Source organism: Brevundimonas sp. MEB006b (genome assembly GCF_030209705.1).
Lineage (GTDB): Bacteria > Pseudomonadota > Alphaproteobacteria > Caulobacterales > Caulobacteraceae > Brevundimonas.
In genome coordinates, this window is record NZ_JARVRL010000005.1 from 204629 (window position 1) to 229297 (window position 24669).

Here is a 24669-nt window from a genome sequence, read left to right on the forward strand (position 1 = left end):
TAATGACGCCGCGTCATCTTGAAAAGATGCGTAACGTCGCGTGAGTTCCGATGCGCGATCACGCCTGCGGCAAGTCTGTTACCCGGTGTGCCTTGCCTAAACGGCCTCAAAGTCCGAAATACCGGCCATGGTCACCCTGATCGACACCCTTCAGCGTAAGCCGTCCGAGCTGCGCCACCCCGAAAAGCAGAACCGGCCCGAGTCGGTCGTTCTAAAAAAGCCTGACTGGCTGCGGGTCAAGGCGCCGGGCTCTGGTCAATACAACGCCACCAAGGAGATCGTTCGCTCCAAGGGGCTGGTGACGGTGTGTGAAGAGGCGGCCTGCCCGAACATCGGCGAGTGCTGGAGCCAGAAGCATGCCACCCTGATGATCATGGGCGACACCTGCACGCGGGCCTGCGCCTTCTGCAACGTCAAGACGGGCTTGCCTCAGCCGCTGGATCCGGAAGAGCCGGGCAAGGTGGGCCTGGCCGTCCAGCAAATGGGGCTGAACCACGTCGTCATCACCTCGGTCGATCGCGACGATGTGGCCGACGGCGGTGCGGCCCACTTCGCCGAAGTGGTGCGCCAAATCCGCATCCAGGCGCCGGACACCACCATCGAGATCCTGACGCCCGACTTCCTGAGGAAGGACGGCGCGGCGGCGGTGATGATCGACGCCAAGCCTGACGTCTTCAATCACAACCTCGAAACCGTGCCGCGCCTGTATCTGAAGATCCGGCCCGGTGCCCGCTACTTCCACAGCCTGCGCCTGTTGCAGATGGTCAAGGAGCGCGACCCGGAGCAGTTCACCAAGTCCGGCATCATGGTCGGCCTGGGCGAGACCAAGGAAGAGGTCATGCAGGTGATGGACGACATGCGGTCCGCCGGCGTCGATTTCATCACCATCGGCCAATATCTCCAGCCCACGCGCAAGCACGCCGCCATCGATCGGTTCGTCACGCCGGAAGAGTTCAAGGCCTATGAAGCGATCGCCCGGGCCAAGGGCTTCCTGATGGTGTCGTCCAGCCCGCTGACGCGTTCGTCGCACCACGCCGGCGACGACTTCGCCCGGCTGAAGGCGGCGCGCGAGGCGCAGCTGCGCCGTTAAGTCCCGCATGGCTGTCCACCGCGTCACGCGCATTCTTCCCTATGCGCCCAAACAGCTTGCCGATCTGGTCGCCGACGTGCGCGCTTATCCCGCCTTCGTGCCGTGGGTGACGTCGATGCGCGTCTGGAACGCGCGCGAGGAAGGCGAGGGCGTCGCCGTGCAGGACGCCGAGGCCAGTGTCGGGTTTTCCTTCCTAAAGGAGCGGTTCTCCACCTGGGTCCGGCATGATCGTAATGCGCCCAAGGTCGAGGTCGGCCTGCTGCGCGGGCCCTTTAAGCACCTGAAGAACCGTTGGGAGTTCTTTCCCCATCCGGACGGCACGCGGCTGGAGTTTATGATCGACTTCGCCTTCAAGTCCCGGATGCTGGACATGATGCTGTCTGCGAACTTCGACCGTGCGGTGGAAAAGCTGATCGGCTGTTTCGAGGCCGAGGCGAAACGGAGATACGGCGTCCGATGAGTTTCGATTTCGACGCGACCGTCGTGGGTGCCGGGGCTGTGGGCCTGGCCTGCGGTCGGGCGCTGTCGAAACGGGGCCTGACGGTGCTGGTGTTGGAGAAGGAAGCCCACATTGGTCAGGGCGTCTCCTCGCGCAATTCCGAGGTCATTCACGGCGGGCTCTATTATCCGACCGGTTCACTGAAGGCCCGCTTCTGCGTCGAGGGACGCCGTGCGCTCTACGACTTCCTGGCCATCCGCAAGATCGATCACTGGAAATGCGGCAAGCTGGTGGTGGCGACGCAGGAATCAGAGCTCGAGCGGATCGAGGCCATCTTCGAACAGGCGACGGCGAATGGCGTCGAAGGGCTGGCGCATCTGACCGGCGCACAGGCGCGGGCGCTGGAGCCGGAGTTGAACGCCCACGCCGCCATCCTGTCGCCCGAGAGCGGCCTGTTCGACAGCCACGGCTATATGCTGGCCCTGCAGGGCGAGATCGAGGATGCGGGCGGGTCGGTCGTGGTCTCAGCGCCGTTCGAGGGCGCAGAGGCGCTGACGGGCGGCGGCTTCACGATCCGTGTCGGCGGGGAGGGGGCGATGCAGGTCACCAGCCGCCATTTGGTCACCGCGCCCGGACTGTCGGCCCAGACTGTGGCGGCGTCGATCGAAGGCTATCCGTCCGGCGACATTCCGGCTGGGCATTTTGGCAAGGGCGTCTATTTCCGGCTGACGGGCAAGGCGCCGTTCGACCGCCTGATCTATCCGCCGCCCATCCCCGGCGCGCTGGGCACCCACTATCGCAAGGATCTGGGTGGTCAGGCCGTGTTCGGCCCCGATCTGGCCTATGTCGAAACCGAGGACTACTCGGTCGATCCTGCCAAGGCCGAAGAGTTCGCCACCTACATTCGCCGTTTCTGGCCGGGATTGCCCGACGGCGCCCTGACACCGGACTACGCCGGCATTCGGCCCAAACTGCATGGGCCGGGCGAGCCGCAACCGGACTTCCAACTTCATGGGCGCGAGCATCACGGTATCGACGGCCTGATGGCCCTGTTCGGCATCGAGAGCCCCGGCCTGACCAGCTCCCTGGCTATAGGCGAGGCTGTGGCTGACGCTCTGACGGAGGCCGCATGACCGAGCGCGAGAAGATGCTGGCGGGCTTGCCTTACGATCCGGGCGATTCCGATCTGCGCGACGGTCGCGCCCGCGCCGTGGCCCTGACCGTCGCCATCAACGCCGAGCCGGATCGCGACCGGCGCGGCGCCCTGGTCAACGAACTGGTCAATGCGGCCGACGGCAAGGCGATCATCATGCCGGGCTTCTTCTGCGACTACGGCGTCAACATCCACCTGGGCGCGCGGGCGTTTGCGAACGCCAACTGCGTGTTCCTGGACTGCGCCGAGATCCGTATCGGCGACAACTTCCAGGCCGGGCCGGGCGTGCAGCTTCTGACGCCCGAACATCCGCTGGACGCGGTCGCCCGCCGGGGCGAGGAGACGGCGCGGCCGATCGTCGTCGGGGACGACGTCTGGATCGGCGGCGGCGCGATCGTTCTGGCGGGCGTCACCATCGGCGATCGTTCGGTGATCGGCGCGGGATCGGTCGTGACGAAGGACGTGCCGTCCGACGTGGTGGTGGTCGGCAATCCTGCGAAGATCGTCCGGCGTCTGACGCCTGCTTAAACGCCTTGAAATCGTCGCGCGGTTCATGCATAAGCCGCGCCTCGCGTGGCGGTCCTGAGGGCCGCCGCTATTGTTTTCGCGCTAGACGGAGCTCGGCTCTGGGCGGCGCCCGACTTAGAAGATTGAGACGGACATGGCCGTTCCGAAGCGCAAAGTATCTCCCTCGCGTCGCAACATGCGCCGCGCCCACGACGCCCTGACCTCGAACGTCTACGTTGAGGACAAGGACACCGGCGAGCTGAAGCGCCCGCACCACATCGACCTGAAGACCGGCACCTATCGCGGTCGTCAGGTCATCACGCCGAAGGAAGACTAGTCTTTCAGGCGACCCCGACTTCGGTCGGATGACGATTTCGACGGCGCGCGGTGACCCGCGCGCCGTTTTCGTGCGTTCAATGCGGTGAAGCTTCCATTGGAGACGCCGCATGATGATTCGTTTCACCGCCGTCAGCGCCTGTGCGCTGCTGACCCTCGCCGCCTGCAATCGCGCAGAGGAGCGCGTCTCGGAGCCCGCCGCACCGCCCGTCGCATCCGCGAACGAGACGCCCGCTACGCCCTCCGCCGATCCGAACGCTTTGACGGCCGAAGGTCTGGGGCCGGTGCGAATCGGCATGACGCGCGCCGAACTGGTGAAGGTCTGGGGCGAGGACTCCCAACCGAACGCCGTCGGCGGCGCCGAGCCCGAAGTCTGTGACCAGTTCCATCCGGCAAACGCGCCAGCAGATGTGCAGGTGATGGTCCAGAACGGCGTGCTGACGCGAATCACCCTGGCGCGCGGTGCGACGACGAAGACCGATCGTGGATTCGGGGTGGGCGATACGGCCATGGCGATCAAGCAAGCCTATGGCGGCGCGGTCTTCGCCCAGCCGCACAAATACCAGGAGGCGCCGGCCGAGGATCTGTTCGTCTGGTCGAAGGGCGGATCGACGACCTATGTCACCGATCCGTCGGCGCGCGGCGTTCGATATGAGATCGGCAGCGACGGCAAGGTGATGATGGTTCATGCGGGCGATCCTTCGATCCAGCTCGTCGAGGGCTGTTCCTGACGCCTGGCGACGATGTCGGCATTGGCGTTTGGCGGGGAGGCGGCTAAACCGTCGGACCTCCCTTGCCCCTTGAGCCAAAGAGCCGAGCCATGACCGACATCGCCGACATCGTCGCCCGCCAGATCCTCGACAGCCGGGGCAATCCGACGGTCGAGGTCGATGTCACGCTGGAAGACGGTTCGTTCGGCCGCGCCGCCGTTCCGTCCGGCGCGTCTACGGGCGCGCACGAAGCGGTTGAGCTGCGTGACGGCGACAAGGACATGTGGGGCGGCAAGGGCGTCCAGAAGGCGGTCGACGCCGTCAACGGCGAGATATTCGACGCCCTGTCCGGCATGGACGCCGAGCAACAGCGCCGGATCGACGAGGCGATGATCGAACTGGACGGCACGCCCAACAAGGGCCGTTTGGGCGCCAATGCGATCCTGGGCGTGTCTCTGGCGGTCGCCAAGGCCAGCGCCTTGTCGGCCAATCAGGAACTTTATCGCTATCTGGGCGGCGTCTCGGCCCGCGTCCTGCCGACCCCGATGATGAACATCATCAACGGCGGCGCCCACGCCGACAATCCGATCGACATCCAGGAGTTCATGATCCTGCCCACCGGCGCAGAGACCTTTTCGGACGCCGTGCGTATGGGCGCCGAAATCTTCCACGCCCTGAAAAAGCAACTGAAGGACGCCGGGCACAACACGAACGTCGGCGACGAGGGCGGCTTTGCGCCCAATCTGGCCTCGGCCGATGAGGCGCTGAGCTTCATCACCAAGGCGGGCCAGGCGGCGGGCTACCTCGCGGGCGAGGATTTCCACCTGGGCCTCGACGTCGCCTCGACCGAATTCTTCAAGGACGGCAAATACGTCATGGCCGGAGAGGGCAAGACCGTCGATTCCGAAGGCATGGCCGCCTATCTGGTCGACCTGTGCGAACGCTTCCCGATCGTGTCGATCGAGGACGGCATGGCCGAGGATGACTTCGACGGCTGGCGCCTGCTGACCGAGCGCCTGGGCGACCGGGTCCAACTGGTCGGCGACGATCTGTTTGTCACCAATCCTGCGCGTCTGGCCGCCGGTATCGGCGAAGGTCTGGCCAACTCGATCCTGATCAAGGTCAACCAGATCGGCACCCTGTCGGAAACCTTGGACGCCGTCGATATGGCCCACCGCGCGGGCTATACCGCCGTGATGAGCCACCGGTCGGGCGAGACCGAGGACTACACCATCGCCGACCTGGCCGTGGCGACAAACTGCGGTCAGATCAAGACGGGCTCGTTGGCCCGCTCTGACCGCGTGGCGAAGTACAACCAGTTGCTCCGCATCGAGGAAATGCTGGGCGATCAGGGCGTCTATTTCGGCGACGGTATGCTACTCAAATAGAAATCGGAATTGTCGGCGGAGAATCAGCGTTTTCCGCCGACATTCTTACGGTCAAGCTACATTTCGTTAGGCATTTTCGGGCACGGTTTCTGAACTGTGTTTTTGCGCTCAGAAGGAGCGTCTCAAGTGCCCGAACGGATGAAACCTTACCGCCTGTCCCTCGCCCTGTTGCTGCTTCTGGCCTATCTCGGGGTGCAGGCGCTGACGGGCGAGCGCGGACTGCTGAGCGGATCATCTCGCGACGCCTTGCTGGGGCAGCGCGAGGACCAGCTGGCGCATCTGACCGAGCAGCGCCGCGACCTTGAGACACGGGTTCGCTATCTGCGCACCGACAGTCTGTCTCGCGACCTTCTGGAAGAGCGCGCGCGCGCCGTCCTGGGTTTCTCCGACCCGCGCGACTATGTGATCCGCGTCTCGGCCCCGGCCGCCCAAGGCTAAGCGACCTTCACCAATTGAACTATTGTTACAGGGCGACCCGCACCCCTTTGCGTTACCGGAAGGAAGGCTGCTAAAGCCCCTTTCCGTAACGATAAGAAGGCGTCGGTTCTCGGCGCCTAGCCGGGAGATACCGGATGGCGAAAGCCCCAGCCAAATCCGCTCAGACGACCACGCCTGACAAACTGCCCAACACGCCGACGGCGTCCAAGGAAGACCTTCTGCGCTTCTATCGCGAGATGGTTCTGATCCGCCGCTTCGAAGAGCGTGCAGGCCAGCTGTACGGCATGGGTCTGATCGGCGGCTTCTGCCACCTGTACATCGGCCAGGAGGCCGTGGCGGTCGGCGTTCAGGAGAGCGTCAAACAGGGCCACGACAAGATCATCACCGGCTATCGCGACCACGGCCACATGCTGGCCGCCGGCATGGATCCCAAAGAAGTCATGGCCGAGCTGACCGGCCGCAGCGGCGGTTCGTCCAAGGGCAAGGGCGGATCGATGCACATGTTCGACGTGCCGACCGGCTTCTATGGCGGTCACGGCATCGTCGGCGCCCAGGTGGCGCTGGGCACCGGTTTGGCCTTCGCCGGCAAGTATCGCGGCGACGATTCGGTGGCCTTCGTCTATTTCGGCGACGGCGCCTCGAACCAGGGGCAGGTGTACGAAAGCTTCAACATGGCGCAGCTGTGGAAGCTGCCGGCCATCTACATCATCGAGAACAACCAGTACGCCATGGGCACGAGCATCGAGCGCTCGTCGTCGACGACCGAACTGTATCAGCGCGGCGCCAGCTTCGGCATTCCGGGCGAGCAGGTGGACGGCATGGACGTACTGGCCGTGCGTGACGCGACGGCGCGTGCGGTGAAGCGCGCCCGCGAAGGCGGCGGTCCCTTCATCCTGGAAGTGAAGACCTATCGCTATCGCGGTCACTCGATGTCTGACCCGGCCAAATACCGGACCAAGGAAGAGGTCGATGAGGTCAAGAAGACCCGCGACCCGATCGATCACCTGAAAATGCTGCTGTCGGCCGCCAAGGCGACCGAGGACGAGCTCAAGGCCATCGATACCGAAATCAAGGCGATCGTCGCCGAAGCTGTTCAATTCGCCCAAGAGAGCCCGGAACCCGATCCGTCCGAGCTCTATACCGACGTCTACGTGGAGGCCTGATCCGTGACCGACATTCTGATGCCGGCGCTGTCCCCCACGATGGAAGAGGGCACGCTGACCAAGTGGCACATCAAGGCGGGCGACACCGTGTCGGCCGGCCAGGTGATCGCCGAGATCGAAACCGACAAGGCGACGATGGAAGTCGAGGCCGTGGACGAAGGCGAAGTGCTGGAAATCCTGGTCGCCGAAGGCTCCGAGAACGTGAAGGTCAACACGCCGATCGCGCGTCTGGCCGGCGAAGACGGCGCAGCGGCGCCTGCGCCCAAGGCTGAATCCGCAAAGGGCGAAGCTGAGGCGCCCAAGGCTGCGGCCGAGGGTAAGACTGGCGATCCCGAAAAGGCCCCGGCCCAGACCGCGACACCCAAGGTCGAACTGCGCGACCCGGAAATTCCGGCCGACGCCAAACTGGTCAAGACGACCGTGCGCGACGCCCTGCGTGACGCCATGGCCGAAGAGATGCGCCGCGATGACCGCGTCTTCCTGATCGGCGAGGAAGTCGCCCAGTACCAGGGCGCCTACAAGGTCAGCCGTGACCTGCTGCAGGAGTTCGGCGACCAGCGCGTCGTGGACACCCCGATCACCGAGCACGGCTTCGCCGGCCTGGGCGTCGGCGCCGCCATGTCGGGCCTGAAGCCGATCGTCGAGTTCATGACGTTCAACTTCGCCATGCAGGCGATCGATCACATCATCAACTCGGCCGCCAAGACGCTCTATATGTCGGGCGGTCAGATCCGCGCGCCTATCGTCTTCCGCGGTCCGAACGGCGCTGCTTCGCGCGTCGGCGCCCAGCACAGCCAGGACTACTCGGCCTGGTACGCTCAGGTGCCGGGTCTGAAGGTCATCGCGCCCTACGACGCGGCCGACGCCAAGGGTCTGCTCAAGGCCGCCATCCGTGACCCGAACCCGGTCGTCTTCCTCGAACACGAGATGATGTACGGCCTGGAGTTCGACGTGCCGGAGGTCGAGGACTATGTCCTGCCGATCGGCAAGGCCAAGGTCCGTCGCGAAGGCAAGGACGTCACCATCACCGCCCACAGCCGCATGGTCGGCTTCGCCCTGCAGGCCGCCGAGAAGCTGGCCGAGGAGAGTATTGAGGCTGAGGTGATCGACCTGCGCACTCTGCGCCCCCTGGATCACGAGACCATCGTCGAGAGCGTCAAGAAGACCAACCGTTTGGTCTCGGCCGAAGAGGGCTGGGGTCCGATGGGCGTAGGCGCCGAGGTCGTGGCCCGCGTCATTGAGCACGCCTTCGATTATCTGGATGCCCCGCCGCTGCGCGTGCACCAGGAAGACGTGCCGCTGCCCTATGCCGCCAATCTGGAAGTGCTGTCGCTGCCGGGCGTGGACAAGATCATCGCCGCCGTGAAACAGGTGATGGCATGACCGAGGCATCGGAGTTCATGCTGACGACGCCAGACAGCGTCGCTGCTGACCCCAAGGCCATCGAAGTCCTTCGGATGTGGTGGTCGAAGGACGAGCCGGTGATGTCTGTCAAACCGGCCTTCAACGATCCCATACAGTTCGGTCGGCTGCTGGCCTATGCGGCGCGACACATGGCGCACGGTTATGCCGTGCGTCATCAACACGATGAAACTGCGGCCTACCACCGCATCCTCGAAGGTCTCAGCGAAGTGGTGAAGGCGAATGACGTCCGCACTGTCGCCGAACCGATCGCGCCAACCGGGGGGAACGCCTGATGACCGACATCCTGATGCCGGCCCTGTCTCCGACGATGGAGGAGGGCGTTCTGGCCAAGTGGCACGTCAAGGTCGGAGACGTCGTGTCCGCCGGAGACGTGATCGCCGAGATCGAAACCGACAAGGCCACGATGGAAGTCGAGGCCGTGGATGAAGGCGAGATCACCGACATCCTGGTCGCTGAAGGCACGGAAGGCGTGAAGGTCAATACGCCCATCGCCCGCCTGAAGGACGAGGGCGGCGCGGCCGCACCCAAGCCGGCCGAAAAACCCGCCGCCAAGACGGAAGAAGCGCCCAAGGCCGAGGCCGCTCCGGCTACTGCCGAGGCGCCTAAGGCCGAGGCCGCTCCGGCTACTGCCGAGGCGCCTAAGGCCGCCACGGCTGCCGCTCCGGCGCCCGCCGCGCCGAAGTCGGACAGCGGAGATCGCATCTTCTCGTCGCCGCTCGCTCGACGCATCGCCGCGCAGAACGGCGTCGATCTGAAGTCGATCAAGGGTACCGGTCCGCATGGTCGCATCGTCAAGCGCGACGTCGAGGCCGCCGGCAAGGCCTCGGCTCAACCTGCGGCCGCACTGGCGTCGCCCGCCGCGACCGCAGCCGAGCCGCGCAAGGCGCAGTCGCTGGCGCAGATGGGCATTCCGGACGGCAGCTACGACCTGATCCCGCTGGACGGCATGAAGAAGGCGGTTGCGCGTCGCATGGTCGACAGCGTCCAGAACGTTCCGCACTTCCCGCTGTTCATCGACTGCGAGATCGACCAGCTAATGGCCGTGCGCGCCAAGGTCAACAAGATGCTGGAGCCGCAAGGGATCAAGGTCTCGGTCAACGACTTCGTCATCAAGGCCGCCGCCCTGGCCCTGAAGATGGTGCCGGAGGCCAACGCCTCCTACACGCCCGAAGGCATCGCCATGCACCATAACGCCGATGTCTCCATGGCGGTGGCGATCGACGGCGGCCTGATCACCCCGATCATCAAGAAGGCCGAAACCAAGGGTCTGGCGCAGATCGCGACCGAGTCCAAGGACTTGGCCAAGCGCGCCCGCGACCGCAAGCTGAAGCCGGAAGAGTTCCAGGGCGGCACCTTCTCGGTGTCCAACCTGGGCATGTTCGGCATCAAGCAGTTCACCTCGATCATCAATGAGCCGCAGGGCTGCATCATGAGCGTGGGCGCGGGCGAGCAGCGCGCGGTCGTCAAGAACGGCCAGGTCGTGCCGGCCACGGTCATGACCGTGACCCTAACCTGCGATCACCGCGTGGTGGACGGCGCGACCGGCGCCCGCTTCCTGCAGGCGTTCAAGCCGCTGATCGAAGATCCCGTCGCGATGCTGGCCTAAGGGAGGGTGAGGTCATGACCTCGGTCTATGACTTCTCCGCCCGCGCCATCGACGGCACGGACGTTTCGCTCGATCGCTTTCGCGGTCAGGCGTTGCTGATCGTGAATACGGCGTCCAAGTGCGGCTTTACGGGGCAGTACGACGGCCTGGAAAAGCTGCACCGGACGTTCGCCGATCAGCCGTTCGAGGTGCTGGGCTTTCCCTGCAACCAGTTCGGCGAGCAGGAGCCGGGCAAGGCGGCGGAAATCGCCGCCTTCTGCGCCACCAGTTTCGACGTGACCTTTCCCCTGTTCGACAAGGTGGAAGTCAACGGTCCGAACCGGCACCCGCTTTACGCCTGGCTGACCGAACAGAAGCGCGGCTTCCTGGGCTCCAAAGCCATCAAGTGGAACTTCACCAAGTTCCTGACCGACCGCGAGGGCAGGGTGGTCGCCCGCTACGCCCCGCAGACTGAACCCGAGGCCATCAAGGCCGACATCGAGAAGTTGATCTAATGGCTGCTGAATTCGATCTCGTCGTCATCGGCTCGGGCCCCGGCGGTTACGTCGCGGCCATTCGCGCCAGCCAGTTGGGCCTGAAGGTCGCCATCGTCGAGCGCGAGAACCTGGGCGGCATCTGCCTGAACTGGGGCTGCATCCCGACCAAGGCCCTGCTGAAGTCGGGCGAAAAGTTCGAGAGCCTGAGCCATTTGAAGGAGTACGGCCTGTCGGCGTCCGGCGCGTCGTTCGATTTCGACGCCATCATCCAGCGCTCGCGTGGCGTGGCCAAACAGCTGAATCAGGGCGTCGGCTTCCTGATGAAGAAAAACAAGATCGAGGTGATCGAGGGTACGGCCAAGCTGAAAAAGGGCGTCGCCGCGCCCAAGGTCGTCGTTGCCCTGAAAGCGGGCGGATCGCGCGCGCTCGAGGCCAAGTCGGTCATGCTGGCCGTCGGCGCCCGTGCGCGCGCCCTGCCGCAGATCGGGCTTGAAGCCGACGGCGATCGCATCTGGGCCTATCGCGAGGCCATGGCGCCGAAATTCATGCCCAAGTCGATCGTCGTGATCGGTTCGGGCGCCATCGGCATCGAGTTCGGCAGCTTCTATCGCGCCCTGGGCTGTGACGTGACCGTGGTCGAGGCTGTGGATCGCATCATGCCGGTCGAGGACGAAGAGGTCTCCAAGGCCGCTCAGAAGTCGTTCGAAAAGCGCGGCATGAAGTTCAAGCTGGGCGCCAAGGTCACCAAGGTGAGCAAGGACGCCAAGGGCGTGAAGGTCTCCGTGGAGATCGGCGGCAAGGCCGAGACGCTGGAGGCCGAGGTCTGCATCTCGGCCGTCGGCATCACCGCCAACACCGACGGCATCGGCCTGGAAGAACTGGGTCTGGAAATGGACCGCGGCCACGTCAAGATCGACGGCCACTGCCAGACCAACGTCAAGGGTCTGTACGCCATCGGCGACTGCGCCGGCGCGCCCTGGCTGGCGCACAAGGCGTCGCACGAAGGCATCCACGCCGCTGAACGTATCGCCGGCTACAAGACACCCAACGTCTATTCGCCCATCGCCGGCTGCACCTATGCCCAGCCGCAAGTGGCCTCGGTCGGCGTCACCGAACAGGCTGCGCGCGCCGAAAAGCGCGACGTGAAAATCGGCCGCTTCCCGTTCCGCGTGAACGGCAAGGCGATCGCCTCGGGCGACACCGACGGCTTCGTCAAGGTGATCTTCGACGCCAAGACCGGCGCCCTGATCGGGGCGCACATGATCGGTCATGAAGTGACCGAGATGATCCAGGGCTATGTCACCGCCATCACCATGGAGGCGACGGAGGAAGATATCCACGGGATCGTATATCCGCACCCGACCATGTCGGAGGCCATGCACGAGGCGGCGCTGGACGCCTATGGGCGTGTGATCCACATCTAGGCCAGAAACCGAAACGGCCCCGCAGTGCTCCGGGGCCGTTTCTCGTTTTAGGTAGGCGGCGTCAGCGCTTCTTGCCCAATTCCGCCGCGATATCCTTGGTCATGCGACCGACTTTGCGGTGGGCGGCGGTGATCTGGTCCTTCGTCACACCCCAGCGCTTCATCCAGTATTCGACCGATTGACGCTCGGTCAGGTCGATCCGGTCCTTGTCAATGAAGCCGCGCTTGTCCTTGAGGCCCGCCATGGTCGGCTCCGTTCGTTGGGTCAGAAGGCCGGGTTAGGCCTTCTCGACAAAGCTGTCGATGACGCGCTTTTCCCCGGCCTTTTCGAATTCGACCAGCAGTTTGTTGCCTTCAATGACGCGTACGTTTCCGTAGCCGAACTTCTGGTGGAAAACGCGTTCGCCCTTTTTCCAGCTTGAGCTGGATTTGGGATCGGCGGTGGCGATCAATCGGCCGTCGCCCTCGATGACGGCCTTGCGCGCCGGAATCTTGGCCGGGGTCTGGGCGGCGGTGAAGGATTGGGCGCGTTTCCAGCCGGGGGAGGAATAGCCGCTGCCAAACGATGGCGCGTCGTCCCAGCGGCTCTTGGCCTCCTTCATCCCGGTCGACGCGCCGTAATAGCCGGTGTCGGATTGGGGATCGACGTGGGCGATGGGCAGTTCGTCGACGAAGCGGCTGGGCAGTTGCGAAGTCCAGCGTCCATAGACCAAACGATTGGCGGCGAAGGAGATACGCGCGTCCTGCTTGGCGCGTGTGACGCCGACGTAGGCCAGGCGGCGTTCCTCCTCGAGGCCTTTTTCGCCCTTCTCATCAATGCTGCGCTGGCTGGGGAAGACGCCTTCCTCCCAACCCGGCAGGAAGACCAGCGGGAACTCCAGCCCCTTGGCGCCGTGCAGGGTCATGATCTGCACCGCCCCGTCGCCATTGGGGTCGTCGCTGGTCGCGCGCTCCAGATCCATGACCAGGGAGACGTGCTCCAGATAGGCCTGCAGCGTCTCGAACTGCTGCATCGACTGGGTCAGTTCCTTCAGGTTCTCCAGCCGGGTCTGGCCGCTGGTGCGGTCGGCCTTCTGCATGTCGGTATAGCCGCTCTCCTCCAGCACCGTCTCCATGACCTGCCAATGGGGCGTGGTCTCGGACAGTTGGCGCCAGCGGTCGATGTCGCGCACGAAGTTGGACAGGGCGGTGCGCGTACGGGCCTGAAGCTCGTCGGTATTGATCAGGCCCCGCACGGCGGTCAGGGCCGACAGGTCGTGTTGGCGGGCCAGTTGCAGGATTTTCTGCACGCTGGTGTCGCCGATGCCGCGTTTGGGCACATTGACGATCCTTTCGAAGGCGAGGTCGTCGTCTTCCGACAGGATCAGGCGCAGATAGGCGTGGGCGTCGCGAATCTCGGCGCGCTCGAAGAAGCGCGGCCCGCCGATGACGGTGTAGGGGATGGCCAGCATGACCAGGCGTTCTTCAAAGGCCCGCATCTGGAACGAGGCGCGAACCAGAATAGCCATGTCCTTGTATTTCAGGCCCGGCTCGCCGGCATGGGGACGGCGGGCGGTCTCGATCTCGTCGGCGATCAGCCGGGCCTCGGCCTCGCCGTCCCACACGCCGCGCACCCGCACCTTGTCGCCGCTGTCGTCTTCGGTCCACAGGGTCTTGCCCAGCCGGTCGCGGTTGGCGGCGATGAGGCCGGACGCCGCGCCCAAAATATGACTGGTCGAGCGATAGTTCCGCTCCAGCTTGACGATCTTGGCGCCGGGGAAGTCCCGCTCAAAGCGGAGGATGTTGTCCACCTCGGCCCCGCGCCAGCCGTAGATCGATTGATCGTCGTCGCCGACGCAGCAGACATTGCCGGTCGAGGCCGTCAGCAGCCGCAGCCACAGATACTGGGCGACGTTGGTGTCCTGATATTCGTCCACCAGGATGTAGCGGAAGCGGCGGCGATACTCCTCAGCCAGGTCCGCATGCTGCGACAGGATGGTGATGTTGTGCAGCAGCAGATCGCCGAAGTCGCAGGCGTTCAGGCTGCGCAAGCGCGCCTGATAGGCGGCGTACAGGCCCTGACCTTTGCCGTTGGCGAAGTCCTCGCCCGGCGGCAGCTTGTCCGGCGTCCAGCCGCGGTTCTTCCAGTGATCGATCAGGCCGGAGAGCGACTTGGGCGTCCAGCGTTTGGTGTCGATGTTGGCCGCTTCCAGCAGCTGCTTCAGCACCCGTTCCTGGTCGTCGGTGTCCAGGATGGTGAAGCTGGATTTCAGACCGACCAGTTCGGCGTGGCGACGCAGGATTTGGGCGGCGATGGAGTGGAAGGTGCCAAGCCAGCGGAGGCCTTCGGCGGAGGGGCCGATCAGATGCGTGATGCGCTCGCGCATTTCGCGCGCGGCCTTGTTGGTGAAGGTGACGGCCAGCAGCTCCCACGGCTTGGCCCGGCCTGTCGCCAGAATGTGCGCCAGTCGTGTCGTCAGGACGCGGGTCTTGCCCGTGCCCGCGCCAGCAAGCACCAGCACGGGGCCCTCGGTCGTCTCGACCGCCTCGCGCTGCTCCGGGTTCAGCCCCTTCAGATAATCGCGCGGCGCCTCGCCCTCGGGCGCACGGGCGCGCGCGAGGTCGGAAATGCGGGGGGCGGGAAGATCAGTCACAGGCGCAAAAATATCCGTCAGTCAGAATCGAACCGGAACATAAGGGGACCGCGCGGCAATGTCAGGGCCGCGCATGACGAATGCACGGAACCGTGCGGGCGAGGGTCGGTTCCTAGCTGCAATGCAGCACGACGATCACCAGCCAAGGCAGACGCGCCGCAAGCCGAACGGGCGGGCGGGCTGGATCGCCTTTGCCTTGGGCATGACCTCGATGTTCGCCATCATGGCGATCTGGGTGGCGGTCGTCGAAATGGGCGACGCCCCTTCAGATGAGGTGCAGTTGATCAGTCGATCGGAAGCGATAGACGACCATGGCAGGCACGGCGGCAGCGACTAGCCGATTCTCCAGGGGGCGTTCACGTTTGACGTCCATGATCCGCCACCCAGTCCAGCGCCAGCAGGCGACAGGCGGAGGCGAGAGGGCGTCGGCCGCGACCGGCGTCGATTTCAGCCAGAAGCTGCGCCTTGCTAAGGCTGCGGGCTGCTGCGATCCGGTCCAGCACGGTCCAGAACTCCGGCTCCAGCGCCACCGACGTGGCATGGCCGGCGAGGGCGACCGAACGTTTGCTGAGGCTGCTCAACGCGCGGACTTCAGCACGATCTCGGCCGAGGCCGGCGCGCCGTTCGTCAGGATCGCGTGGCGGGTGTCCGTAACGAAGACCAGAGCGCCGGCCGCGTCTCGGATCTCGGCGCGCGCGGCATAGGTGTGGCGCTGATCGATCTGAGATGTGGGAAAGCCAAGGGTGACGCGATAGGGCGGGGCGCCGGTCAGCGGCTCGCTGGTCTCGGCGAGAACCTTGGCGGGCGCGTCGGCCAGACTGACGTCCTCAACCCTGACGGTCAGGACATGGCCGGGCGGCAGCATGATCCGTTCGCGATAGGTGGAGGTCACGTTTACGACCGTCGTTCCGGTCGTCATGTCCGGCGTAGCGGCGCAGGCAGCCAAGACCAGGGCTGCGGGCAGGATCAGGGGGGCGTTTCGCATGGCGATCTCCTTCGAGGCGCCCAGTGTGTCACACTCAGGCGCAAGACGTGAGGGCGCGTGGCGTTAGGGCGTGTTATGCGGGCCGTCCACCGCCGGAGATCAACCTTTGAGCCGCCCCTTTGCGATCGCTGCGATCGCCATCTGCGCCCTGATCTGGGGCACGACCTGGTACGCGATCACCCTGCAGTTGGGGCCGGTTGATTCTATCGTCTCCATCGTCTGGCGGTTTGGTCTGGCGTCGGCGGTGCTGTTCGCCTTCTGCGCCGTGACGCGACGGCCGCTGCGTCTGACGCGCAGCCAGCATCTGGCCGCCATCGGCCAGGGCGCCTTCGTCTTCGCGGTCAGCTATGGCTTCGTCTATGCCGCAGAAGGGCAGGTGGCGTCGGCTGTGGTTGCGGTGATCTTCGCCGCCCTGGCATTTGTAAATCTGATCCTGTTTCGGCTGCTGGGCGGACAGAGGGCGGCGCCAGCGGCGTGGATCGGCGCAGTACTGGGCGTCATGGGCGTCGGGGTCTTGTCCTACGGCCAGATCACGGCGGCCGGCGCTGGGCTCAATCCGGGGCTGGGCGTCCTCTTCGCGCTAACCGCTGTACTGGCTTCGGCGCTCGGCAACTGGTTCGCCTGGAAGGGACAGCAGGCGGGCGCGCCCGTCATGGCCGCCACGTCCTGGGCGATGGCTTATGGCACAGCCATGTTGGCGCTGTACGGCATGGCGACCGGCGTGACGTGGCGGATCGAGCCGACGCCGCATTATGTCCTGTCGCTGCTCTATCTGTCGCTGTTCGGGTCGGTGATCGCGTTCGGGCTATATTTCACAATCGCGCGTCAACGCGGCTATGCCCTGGCCAGCTACATCTCGGCTTTGACGCCGCCCATCGCCATGCTGGTGTCGGTGCTGTTCGAGGGCGCGCGTTTCGGCTGGAGCGCCCTGATCGGGCTGGCGCTTGTGCTGGCGGGGCAGGTCATGCTGATCCGCGCGCCCAAGGCCTGAGCCGTCAGTCGTCGGATTTCGGCTCCAGCTTCTGACCGTCCAACTGCTTTTCGGCGCGATGACGCTCAACAGCAGACAGGGTCTTCTCGGCCTTGGAGCGTCCGTGCGCCATGCGGTTGGCGGCAGCCAGCGCCTTGTCTTCGGCCTTGGCGCGGGCCTTTCGCGCCCGGTTCAGATTGATGATCTCGCCCATGACTACGCCTTGGGCTTTTCGGCGGGGGGCGCATCGGCCGGCGGCTCGGCCGAGGGCTCGGGCGTCAGCACAGCCGGCACTTCAGACTCCGAAATCGTCGTCTGGGGGATGAAGGGCTGGTCCGCCGGGCGCTCGCCCAGCCGGGTCCAGGCATCGGCGCCGCGTCCGCGCTGGCGACCCAGTTCGAACATGGCCGTCATGGTCTCCTGATCGAACTTCAGGCTGGAGGCGGCGACATTGTCTGGAATGGCCGACAGCGCCATGTCCAGCCCATTGCGTCGTGCAAACGCCGCCGTCACCGCCAAATGGATGCGCAGCGACGATTTGCTCATGCTGTCATAGGTCCGCGCCAGGATCGCCGACAGCCGGCCGGGCGTAACGCCGTCATTGCGGCCGACCTGGCCGTTGACGATGACATAGAGGGCGCCGACGCGGCCTTCGTCCTTTGGGCGGGTCCAGAGCATCAGGTCTTCAGGGATGGCCAGGAACGGCGTGTTGACGCCGCCGTCGACGTGCATTTCCAGAACCACCTTGTCGTCGTCCTGAAGCCCGGCGATCAAAACCGGGGGAAAGACGCCGGGAATGCTGGCTGAGGCGACCAGCACCTCTTTGAACAGCTCGCGGGCGTTCTCGTCGCCTTGGGTCGCCAAAAGACCCATGTCCCAGATGACGGTTTCCTCGCTGTCCAGATCGGTCGTCGCCACCAGCAGGCGTCGGCCCTTGGCGTGCTCGCGCGCGACGGCCTGCATCAGTTCAGGGGTGACGTTCTCGTCCACCAGATTGCGCAGGACCTGTGACGAGAACAGGCTCGGGTTCAGGAAGGCGGCGAAACTGCGCCAGCTCAGCAAATTGCTGGCGGCGCCGCTGGTATAGGCGTGCTGAAGTTCGTCGTCCCAATCCGATCCAAGAAAGGCGAACGGAGCGGCAAGCGCCCCCGTGCTGACGCCGGTGACGACATCGAACGCGGGGCGATCGCCCTGTTCGGTCCAACCGACCAGAAGCCCGGCGCCGTAGGCCCCGTTTGCGCCGCCGCCAGACAGCGCCAGGATCGAGGTTGGTTTGTCGGGCCGAAGTCGCTGACCGATTTCCTGAGTGAAGGCCTGCAGACGCGCGCTGTCGCTGGCGCGGATGCGAGGGTCTTCGGCCTTGACGAGCGTGCCGTCGGTGATCCTGAGAGGGCCGGTGGGGCGATCCAGCGTTCCACACGCCGACAGGGCCAAGGCCATGAGGACGCCGAACAGGCCTGATCCAATCCGCCGCATATCTTGAGTTCCGGTTCCGTGTGAACGCCGGCTTTTACCGCGTCCCAGCCGATCCTGTCATCAAGGCGATGAACAAGCGTCGCCGTTTGAAACCGTCGCAGGCCGGGTGTGTTCTCATCGGCAGGACAAACCAAACTCGTGGAGATACACATGGTTGACGTTTCGCTCATCAAGGAACACCTCGAAGTCGTAGGCTCGGACGGCGGTCACGTGGGCCGGGTCGATCACGTCCTGGGAGACCAGATCGAACTGGCGAAGCTGGATTTCGCCGGCGGCTTCAAGCACCACATGATCCCGGTCAGCTGGGTCGAACGGGTTGACGACAAGCACGTCCATCTGAGCCTGACCCAAGACGACGCCAAGGCGCGCTGGACCGAGAAGCCGCACTAAGGCCGATCTGACGCCGATTTAACAAAGGCCCCGCTGCATAAGCGGGGCCTTTTGCTTATCTGAGATACGTCGCATTGGGCGACATTGGAGCCTGTCTTGATGCGCCTGATCCTGAATATCCTCTGGCTCATCTTCGGCGGCTGGATTTCCGGCCTTCTGTGGCTGCTGGGCGGCGCGATCCTGGCGCTGACCGTCGTCGGCCTGCCGTGGACGTTCGCGGCGTGGCGTATCGCCAGCTATTCCTTCTGGCCCTTCGGCCGCGAGATCATGTGGCAGGACACGCATCCCGTCGCTGGCTGTGTCGGCGTCGTGTTGAACGTCGTCTGGTTCGTCGTGGCCGGCTGGTACATCGCCCTGACGCATTTGATCATCGCCGTGGCGGAGTTCGTCTCCATCATCGGCATTCCGTTCGCGCTGAAGGATCTCGAACTGGCCAAGCTGGCGCTGGCGCCGGTCGGACGCACCATCCGCGACAAGACCTGACCCAAACGAAAACGCCGACGTCAGACGACGTCGGCGTTCTAAAAATCTCGTCCTGAGATAGGATCAGCCCGGCGAGATCATCTTCTCCGGTCGCACAGCTTCATCGAACTCCGCGTCTGTCAGATAGCCGCCGCCGACAGCCTCTTCGCGCAACGTGGTGCCGTTCTTGTGCGCGGTCTTGGCGATCTTGGCGCACAGATCATAGCCCAGCTTGCCGTTCAGAGCGGTGACCAGCATCAGCGAGTTGTTCAGGCCGCGCGCAATATTGCCCTCGCGCGCCTCGATGCCGACCACGCAGTTGTCAGTGAAGCTGATCGCCGCGTCGGCGACCAAGCGCACCGACTGCAGGAAGTTGTAGGCCATCACGGGGTTGTAGACGTTCAGCTCAAAATGGCCTTGCGACCCGGCGAAGGTGAGGGCGGCGTTGTTGCCGAACACCTGGACGCAGACCTGGGTCAGGGCTTCGCATTGCGTCGGATTGACCTTGCCCGGCATGATCGACGAGCCCGGCTCGTTTTCCGGCAGCGCCAGTTCGCCCAGACCCGAACGCGGGCCGGAACCCAGGAAGCGGATGTCGTTGGCGATCTTGAACAGGCTGGCGGCGACTGTGTTGATGGCGCCGTGGCTGAAGACCATGGCGTCGTGGGCGGCCAGGGCCTCGAACTTGTTCGGGGCCGTGGTGAAGGGCAGGCCGGTGATCTCGGCGATCTGGGCCGCAACCTTCTCGGCGAAGCCGATGGGCGCGTTCAGACCGGTGCCGACGGCGGTGCCGCCCTGCGCCAATTCCATCAGGGCCGGCAGCGTCTGCTCGATGCGCTTGATGCCGTTCTCGACCTGCTGGGCGTAGCCGCCGAACTCCTGGCCCAGGGTCAGGGGGGTGGCGTCCTGGGTATGGGTGCGGCCGATCTTGATGATGTGGCCCCAGGCCTTGGCCTTGGCGTCCAGCGCGGCGTGCAGATGCTTCAGCGCCGGGATCAGGTCGTTGACCACCTGTTCAGCGCAGGCGACGTGCATGGCCGTGGGATAGGTGTCGTTGGACGACTGGCTCATATTGACGTGGTCGTTGGGGTGGACCGGCTTTTTGGAGCCCATCTCGCCACCCAGAATCTCGATCGCGCGATTCGAGATCACCTCATTGGCGTTCATGTTCGACTGAGTGCCCGAACCCGTCTGCCAGACCACCAGCGGGAAGTGGTCGTTCAGCTTGCCTTCGATGACCTCATTGGCGGCCTTGATGATGGCGTCGGCCAGGGCCGGGTCCAGCTTGCCCAGGTCGCGATTGGTCTCGGCGGCCGCCCGCTTGACGATGCCCAGGGCGCGCACGACCGGCAGGGGCTGTTTCTCCCAACCGATCTTGAAGTTGCCCAGCGACCGCTGGGCCTGAGCGCCCCAGTAGCGATCGGCGGCGACTTCGATCGGGCCGAAGGTGTCGGTCTCTGTGCGGACGTTGCTCATGCGCGTAAATCTCGTCTCTCAGGCGTGGCGATGGGTTGCGCGGCGGTGTAGCACGAGAGCCATGCAGGGCAAGAAGAGCGCGGATATGAGACGAGGGTTGATCGCCGTGGCGGCGCTGTCGGCGCTGGCGGGCTGCGCGACCGTTGAGGCTGAACCCACAATGCCCCGCGTGGCGCTCGATACAACAGCCGGCACGATCGTATTGGCGCTGAATGCGGCCGTCGCGCCGATCACGACATGCAATTTCATCGGCTACGTTGTTACCGGTGATTATGATGCGGGCACGTTCTTCAGGACCGTCAGCCGCGAAACCAATACCGCCAGCCGCTATCCCATCGACGTGATCCAGGCGGCGACGCCACGCGGCAGCGACAACGCCTCGCGACCACCGATCACTCTTGAACGGACACGAGACACTGGCCTGCGCCATACGGCCGGCGCGGTGTCCATGGCGCGGGACGGACCGGACAGCGCGACCTCCAGCTTCTTTATCGTCACCGAGGATACGCCCAGCCTGGACTTTGGCGGAGGGCGGAATCCTGACGGTCAGGGCTTCGCCGCATTCGGCGCTGTGGTCGAAGGGCTGGATGTCGCGCGCAGAATCCAGCGGATGCCCGCGAATTCTGAGGAGCAGCTTACGCCGCCCGTAACGATCCGCTCTGCGCGCTTGCTGGATGCGGCGCCCGCCGTCTGCATAAAGTCGATGCGACCGTGACCGCCGGCTGGACCGGGACCGGCAAGGTCAGGGCGCGCGAGGATGGCGATGCGGTCGAGCTCGTTATCGACGGCCTGACGACCCAGGCCAAATACTACAAGCCGCTGGTCTATGAGTTCATGCGCAAGGAATGGCGCGGAGCCAGGCCGTCATGGGGCGATCATGTCGTCGAAATCCGCATGGAACATGTCGGCGAGCCGCCGTGGATGGACCTCGACAACCTGGCCAAGGCCTTGCTCGACTCCATCAAGGGCTACCTTTTCCACGACGACGCTCAGGTCGCGCGGCTGCTGGTCGAAAGACGCGAAGGCGAAAGAGAGCGGATCCTGATCCGCTCCTATCCACGCAAGGACTGACGGCGGCTATTTCTTGCGGAACTGATCCAGCGAAACGACCTTGGGGCCGTCCGAAATCGGCGGCATGTCCTGGGGCGGGGTCGGCTCGTCTTCGACCTCGTCCAGAAGCTGCGGGTCTTCGAACTGCAGCAGGAATTGGACGCTGGGATCGTAGAAGCGCGTGATCGCGGAATAGGGGATGACCAGGCTCTTGGGCATGCCGCCGAAGCGCAGCTTGACCGAGAAACGCTCAGGCTCCACGCGCAGGTCGTCATACTGGTGCTGCAGAACGACCGTCATCTCTTCCGGATATTTCGCCAGAATGTCAGGGGCCACGCTGACGCCGACGGCACGTGTCTTGAAGGTGATATAGAAGTGGTGGGCGCCGGGCAGGCCCTCGGCCAGCACGCGTTCCAGTGCGGCGCGCATGACGCCGCGCAGGGCTTCCTGCGCCAGCTGTTCGTACCGCATCTCATCGACCGGAGGGGCCTGGTCGCTCATCGTCACCTCACATCAGAGCGCGACTGATAGCGGCGCAGGGCCGTAGGCGAAAGGTGTCATGAAGGTAAAGCGCCGGGATTCTGGCGCCAAGCTCCCGATCATCTTTTGGAAAGTGCCGGGGGTTCTGTTGCCAGGCCCCCCGACGGGCCCCGCCCAAGGATCTGAACCCCTAGGACTTAAGATTCGAAATCACTCGAACCGCATTACGCGGCGAGAGCGACTTCTCCAGCGAAGTTATCGTTCGCAGTTAGAAAATGGCCCGATACGGTGGGCCAGGACGAGCGAAAGCAATCCTCTTTACACGTCCGTCGATGCTAGTCGGCCCCATGCTGCCTCCGCCGATAACGCGGGGAGAAAGTTGGTGGAGCCGCCGGGAATCGCACCCGGGTCCGGTCCGCTTATTACAAGCGCGTTTATCGCTATAGTCCGGCCGAAACCGGACCAGACGAATATAGGCGCAGCCGTGAGGCATTCCAAGCGCCGGATTGCACTCAGGCGCGGCGCCACTCCGGCGTCTGGTTTCGGAACCACGTCGACTGACGTTTGGCGTAGTTGCGGGTGGCTTGTTTAAGGGCGGCGATCGCGTCGTCGCGGGCCAGATCGCCGGACAGGTAGGCGGCCAGTTCTCTGACCCCGACCGCCTTCATGGCGGGCAGGGCGGGGTTCAAGCCACGGTCCAAGAGGGCTTGGACTTCGTATATCGCTCCCTGATCAATCATCAGGTCCACGCGCTGGTCGCAGTTTGCGTAGAGTTGCTGACGCTCGGGCTCCCTGACCCATCCGGTCCATGAATCCGGCGCCAACAAGGGCTGGGTGTCGGCCCTCCAGACGCTTAACGCGCGGCCGCTGGCGATGAAGACGCTCATGGCCCGCACCAGTCGCTGGCGGTCTCCCTGTTCGATGGCTTGCGCCGCCTCGGGATCGATCTGGGCCAGGCGCCGGCGGAAACCTGACTCGCCGAGCGCCGTGTAGTCGGCATCCATCTGATCGCGCACCGCGCTCGGCACCGCAGGAATATCGGCCAGGCCGCGTGTCAGGCTGGTGAAATAAAGGCCGGTCCCCCCCACCAAAATGGCCGGCCGGCCTTGATCGCGGAGTTCGTCGAGCAACGCCATTACCGCGCGGCTCCAGCGTCCGACCGACCAGGCGTCGGCGGCGTCGGCGACGCCATACAGTCGATGGTCGGCCTGGGCTTCATCCTGCGCCGAAGGGCGGGCTGTCAGCGTGCGCAGGTCGGCGTAGAGCTGCTGGCTGTCGGCGTTGATGATCACCGCGCCTGTTTCGCGCGCCATTTTCAGCGCCAGCGCCGACTTGCCAGAGGCGGTCGGGCCAGCGATCAGGGTGATTGAGGGTGGTCGGGACAAATCGTGGCTCGCGGGACGGGTTCGAGGGCGATAGAACGCGCGCATCATCGCCTGCAAGTCTTCTGGAGACCGCCTTGGTCGAACGCACCGCCGTCATCGCCGCCCTCGACGCCATCATCGATCCGGTTTCCGGCCACGGGCTGGTCGCCGCCGGTCTGGTTCAGGGTCTGGTCGTGGCTGAGGATCGCGCGGGGTTTGCTCTGGAAGTCGATCACACCCAAGCGGCCGACTACGCACCGGTTCGTGACGCGGCGGAGGCTGCACTGAAGGCCATTCCCGGCATGGCGCGCGTCTCGGTCATTCTGACCGCCGAGACCAAGCCTGCTGCGCCGCGCACGGCGGGCCTGTCAAAGGCGGCGGTCGATCAGGGCCGCGCCAAGGCGCCCGTCCCGACCGAGCGCCCGGCTCATGTCCGCCGCGTGCTGGCCGTCGCCAGCGGCAAGGGCGGTGTCGGCAAGTCCACCGTCGCGGTGAATTTGGCCGCTGCGCTTTCGGCGCGCGGGCTTTCGGTCGGCATTCTTGACGCCGATGTGTATGGGCCGTCGCTGCCGACCATGCTGGGCATTAGTGGTCAGCCCGCCTACGAGGACGGCGCCATCGTGCCGCACGTCGCCCACGGGCTGAAGGCTATGTCGGTCGGCCTTTTGACCAAGATGGACGACGCCATGATCTGGCGTGGACCGATGGCGTCGCAGGCCATCACGCAGATGCTGACCCAGACGCGTTGGGGGACGGCTGATGCGCCGCTGGACGTGCTGGTGGTCGATCTGCCGCCGGGCACGGGCGACGTCCAACTGACCCTAATCCAGAAGACGCCGCTGGATGGGGCGGTGATCGTGTCGACGCCGCAGGAAGTCGCTCTGGCCGATGCGCGTCGCGCCCACACCTTGTTCCAGCGCGTCAATGTCCCGACGTTGGGCCTGATCGAGAATATGAGCGGTCCGGTCTTTGGTGAAGGCGGGGGGAGGGCCGAGGCCGAGCGCCTATCCATCCCGTTTTTGGGCGCCTTGCCGCTGGACGCCGCCTTGCGAGAGGGCGGCGATGCCGGACGACCGCCTGTCGCAACCGATCCGAAGGGCGATATCGCCGGTCGCTTCGCCGAAATCGCCGCGCGCGTCTCGGCGGCGCTGGGGATTTAGAAAAAGCCGAGGCAGGGGGTTTTCAAACGCAACCCTGTTCGCCACCTTGGGTGCTACAGATACCCAAGG

At 64.8% G+C, this 24669-nt stretch carries 30 protein-coding genes and 1 other RNA gene; 21 read left to right on the forward strand and 10 right to left on the reverse strand.

Annotated elements, in window-relative coordinates:
* Positions 1 to 127 precede the first annotated feature (127 nt).
* The 14 genes from lipA (at position 128) to lpdA (ending at position 12155) form a co-directional block, all read left to right on the forward strand.
* Positions 128 to 1090 carry a lipoyl synthase gene (lipA, locus tag QRN13_RS07360; RefSeq protein ID WP_284877418.1) on the forward strand — a complete coding sequence of 321 codons (963 nt, stop codon included), beginning with the start codon at positions 128 to 130 and terminating at the stop codon, positions 1088 to 1090.
* 7 nt (positions 1091 to 1097) lie between these two features.
* Positions 1098 to 1550, forward strand: coding sequence for a type II toxin-antitoxin system RatA family toxin (locus QRN13_RS07365; RefSeq protein WP_284877419.1), 453 nt, complete (start codon positions 1098 to 1100; stop codon positions 1548 to 1550).
* Entirely contained in the window at positions 1547 to 2662 is a 1116-nt protein-coding gene (locus QRN13_RS07370; RefSeq protein ID WP_284877420.1) for an NAD(P)/FAD-dependent oxidoreductase, read from the forward strand. The genes QRN13_RS07365 and QRN13_RS07370 overlap by 4 nt, the downstream gene beginning before the upstream one ends.
* On the forward strand, positions 2659 to 3210 hold the full coding sequence (locus tag QRN13_RS07375) for a sugar O-acetyltransferase (protein ID WP_284877421.1): 552 nt from the start codon (positions 2659 to 2661) through the stop codon (positions 3208 to 3210). The genes QRN13_RS07370 and QRN13_RS07375 overlap by 4 nt, the downstream gene beginning before the upstream one ends.
* A gap of 133 nt (positions 3211 to 3343) precedes the next feature.
* Complete coding sequence (gene rpmF, locus QRN13_RS07380) at positions 3344 to 3526, forward strand: 50S ribosomal protein L32 (RefSeq protein ID WP_026108365.1); 183 nt, start codon at positions 3344 to 3346, stop codon at positions 3524 to 3526.
* A 109-nt stretch (positions 3527 to 3635) separates the two neighbouring features.
* A complete protein-coding gene (locus QRN13_RS07385; protein ID WP_284877422.1) occupies positions 3636 to 4256 on the forward strand; it encodes a hypothetical protein in 621 nt (206 codons plus the stop codon).
* Positions 4257 to 4345: 89 nt separating this feature from the next.
* The gene (gene eno, locus QRN13_RS07390; RefSeq protein ID WP_039243670.1) at positions 4346 to 5623 is read left to right on the forward strand and encodes a phosphopyruvate hydratase; all 1278 of its coding nucleotides are present in this window, start codon (positions 4346 to 4348) and stop codon (positions 5621 to 5623) included.
* A 138-nt stretch (positions 5624 to 5761) separates the two neighbouring features.
* The gene (locus QRN13_RS07395; RefSeq protein WP_017504845.1) at positions 5762 to 6061 is read left to right on the forward strand and encodes an FtsB family cell division protein; all 300 of its coding nucleotides are present in this window, start codon (positions 5762 to 5764) and stop codon (positions 6059 to 6061) included.
* A 134-nt stretch (positions 6062 to 6195) separates the two neighbouring features.
* The gene (gene pdhA, locus QRN13_RS07400; RefSeq protein ID WP_091746646.1) at positions 6196 to 7224 is read left to right on the forward strand and encodes a pyruvate dehydrogenase (acetyl-transferring) E1 component subunit alpha; all 1029 of its coding nucleotides are present in this window, start codon (positions 6196 to 6198) and stop codon (positions 7222 to 7224) included.
* Positions 7225 to 7227: 3 nt separating this feature from the next.
* A complete protein-coding gene (locus QRN13_RS07405; RefSeq protein ID WP_284877423.1) occupies positions 7228 to 8607 on the forward strand; it encodes a pyruvate dehydrogenase complex E1 component subunit beta in 1380 nt (459 codons plus the stop codon).
* Positions 8604 to 8921: a DUF5076 domain-containing protein gene (locus QRN13_RS07410; RefSeq protein ID WP_091746652.1), complete on the forward strand. Its 318-nt coding sequence runs from the start codon at positions 8604 to 8606 to the stop codon at positions 8919 to 8921. The genes QRN13_RS07405 and QRN13_RS07410 overlap by 4 nt, the downstream gene beginning before the upstream one ends.
* A complete protein-coding gene (locus QRN13_RS07415; protein WP_284877424.1) occupies positions 8921 to 10255 on the forward strand; it encodes a pyruvate dehydrogenase complex dihydrolipoamide acetyltransferase in 1335 nt (444 codons plus the stop codon). The genes QRN13_RS07410 and QRN13_RS07415 overlap by 1 nt, the downstream gene beginning before the upstream one ends.
* Before the next feature lie 14 nt (positions 10256 to 10269).
* Entirely contained in the window at positions 10270 to 10749 is a 480-nt protein-coding gene (locus QRN13_RS07420; RefSeq protein WP_161639237.1) for a glutathione peroxidase, read from the forward strand.
* Complete coding sequence (gene lpdA, locus QRN13_RS07425; protein ID WP_284877425.1) at positions 10749 to 12155, forward strand: dihydrolipoyl dehydrogenase; 1407 nt, start codon at positions 10749 to 10751, stop codon at positions 12153 to 12155. The genes QRN13_RS07420 and lpdA overlap by 1 nt, the downstream gene beginning before the upstream one ends.
* A 61-nt stretch (positions 12156 to 12216) precedes the next feature.
* Here the strand turns inward: lpdA and QRN13_RS07430 are convergent, their stop codons facing one another.
* Both QRN13_RS07430 and QRN13_RS07435 read right to left on the reverse strand, forming a co-directional pair.
* A complete protein-coding gene (locus QRN13_RS07430; protein ID WP_026108366.1) occupies positions 12217 to 12399 on the reverse strand; it encodes a DUF3606 domain-containing protein in 183 nt (60 codons plus the stop codon).
* Positions 12400 to 12432: 33 nt separating this feature from the next.
* The gene (locus tag QRN13_RS07435) at positions 12433 to 14808 is read right to left on the reverse strand and encodes an ATP-dependent helicase (protein ID WP_284877740.1); all 2376 of its coding nucleotides are present in this window, start codon (positions 14806 to 14808) and stop codon (positions 12433 to 12435) included.
* Between the two features lie 52 nt (positions 14809 to 14860).
* On the opposite strand from QRN13_RS07435, the gene QRN13_RS07440 reads away from it, so the two are divergent.
* Positions 14861 to 15124, forward strand: a complete 264-nt coding sequence (locus QRN13_RS07440; RefSeq protein WP_284877426.1) for a hypothetical protein — start codon at positions 14861 to 14863, stop codon at positions 15122 to 15124.
* Positions 15125 to 15143: 19 nt separating this feature from the next.
* Here the strand turns inward: QRN13_RS07440 and QRN13_RS07445 are convergent, their stop codons facing one another.
* Positions 15144 to 15368 carry a ribbon-helix-helix domain-containing protein gene (locus QRN13_RS07445; protein WP_284877427.1) on the reverse strand — a complete coding sequence of 75 codons (225 nt, stop codon included), beginning with the start codon at positions 15366 to 15368 and terminating at the stop codon, positions 15144 to 15146.
* Entirely contained in the window at positions 15365 to 15772 is a 408-nt protein-coding gene (locus tag QRN13_RS07450; protein WP_284877428.1) for a YbaY family lipoprotein, read from the reverse strand. The genes QRN13_RS07445 and QRN13_RS07450 overlap by 4 nt, the downstream gene beginning before the upstream one ends.
* 106 nt (positions 15773 to 15878) lie before the next feature.
* On the opposite strand from QRN13_RS07450, the gene QRN13_RS07455 reads away from it, so the two are divergent.
* Positions 15879 to 16763: a DMT family transporter gene (locus tag QRN13_RS07455; RefSeq protein WP_284877429.1), complete on the forward strand. Its 885-nt coding sequence runs from the start codon at positions 15879 to 15881 to the stop codon at positions 16761 to 16763.
* A 4-nt stretch (positions 16764 to 16767) separates the two neighbouring features.
* Here the strand turns inward: QRN13_RS07455 and QRN13_RS07460 are convergent, their stop codons facing one another.
* Positions 16768 to 16956 carry a DUF4169 family protein gene (locus tag QRN13_RS07460; protein ID WP_284877430.1) on the reverse strand — a complete coding sequence of 63 codons (189 nt, stop codon included), beginning with the start codon at positions 16954 to 16956 and terminating at the stop codon, positions 16768 to 16770.
* 2 nt (positions 16957 to 16958) lie between these two features.
* Positions 16959 to 18218, reverse strand: a complete 1260-nt coding sequence (locus QRN13_RS07465) for a patatin-like phospholipase family protein (protein WP_284877431.1) — start codon at positions 18216 to 18218, stop codon at positions 16959 to 16961.
* Between the two features lie 150 nt (positions 18219 to 18368).
* On the opposite strand from QRN13_RS07465, the gene QRN13_RS07470 reads away from it, so the two are divergent.
* Entirely contained in the window at positions 18369 to 18608 is a 240-nt protein-coding gene (locus tag QRN13_RS07470; RefSeq protein WP_039243689.1) for a DUF2171 domain-containing protein, read from the forward strand.
* Between the two features lie 96 nt (positions 18609 to 18704).
* On the forward strand, positions 18705 to 19091 hold the full coding sequence (locus tag QRN13_RS07475) for a YccF domain-containing protein (protein ID WP_284877432.1): 387 nt from the start codon (positions 18705 to 18707) through the stop codon (positions 19089 to 19091).
* A 63-nt stretch (positions 19092 to 19154) separates the two neighbouring features.
* Here QRN13_RS07475 and fumC read toward each other — a convergent pair whose 3' ends face one another.
* Complete coding sequence (gene fumC, locus QRN13_RS07480) at positions 19155 to 20546, reverse strand: class II fumarate hydratase (protein ID WP_284877433.1); 1392 nt, start codon at positions 20544 to 20546, stop codon at positions 19155 to 19157.
* Between the two features lie 61 nt (positions 20547 to 20607).
* Between fumC and QRN13_RS07485 the strand changes: the two genes are divergently transcribed.
* Together QRN13_RS07485 and QRN13_RS07490 are read left to right on the forward strand one after the other, a co-directional pair.
* Positions 20608 to 21261: a peptidylprolyl isomerase gene (locus QRN13_RS07485; protein ID WP_284877434.1), complete on the forward strand. Its 654-nt coding sequence runs from the start codon at positions 20608 to 20610 to the stop codon at positions 21259 to 21261.
* Entirely contained in the window at positions 21237 to 21617 is a 381-nt protein-coding gene (locus QRN13_RS07490) for a RusA family crossover junction endodeoxyribonuclease (RefSeq protein ID WP_217431584.1), read from the forward strand. Before QRN13_RS07485 ends, QRN13_RS07490 begins: the two co-directional genes overlap by 25 nt.
* 6 nt (positions 21618 to 21623) lie before the next feature.
* Here QRN13_RS07490 and QRN13_RS07495 read toward each other — a convergent pair whose 3' ends face one another.
* The 3 genes from QRN13_RS07495 to miaA form a co-directional block, all read right to left on the reverse strand.
* Complete coding sequence (locus tag QRN13_RS07495; protein ID WP_017504863.1) at positions 21624 to 22097, reverse strand: SspB family protein; 474 nt, start codon at positions 22095 to 22097, stop codon at positions 21624 to 21626.
* Between the two features lie 111 nt (positions 22098 to 22208).
* Positions 22209 to 22578, reverse strand: a transfer-messenger RNA (tmRNA) gene (gene ssrA / locus QRN13_RS07500).
* A gap of 10 nt (positions 22579 to 22588) precedes the next feature.
* Positions 22589 to 23509: a tRNA (adenosine(37)-N6)-dimethylallyltransferase MiaA gene (gene miaA, locus QRN13_RS07505; protein WP_284877741.1), complete on the reverse strand. Its 921-nt coding sequence runs from the start codon at positions 23507 to 23509 to the stop codon at positions 22589 to 22591.
* Between the two features lie 26 nt (positions 23510 to 23535).
* Here miaA and QRN13_RS07510 point away from each other — a divergent pair, with 26 nt between their 5' ends.
* The gene (locus QRN13_RS07510) at positions 23536 to 24600 is read left to right on the forward strand and encodes an Mrp/NBP35 family ATP-binding protein (protein ID WP_284877435.1); all 1065 of its coding nucleotides are present in this window, start codon (positions 23536 to 23538) and stop codon (positions 24598 to 24600) included.
* The last annotated feature ends 69 nt before the right edge of the window (positions 24601 to 24669 follow it).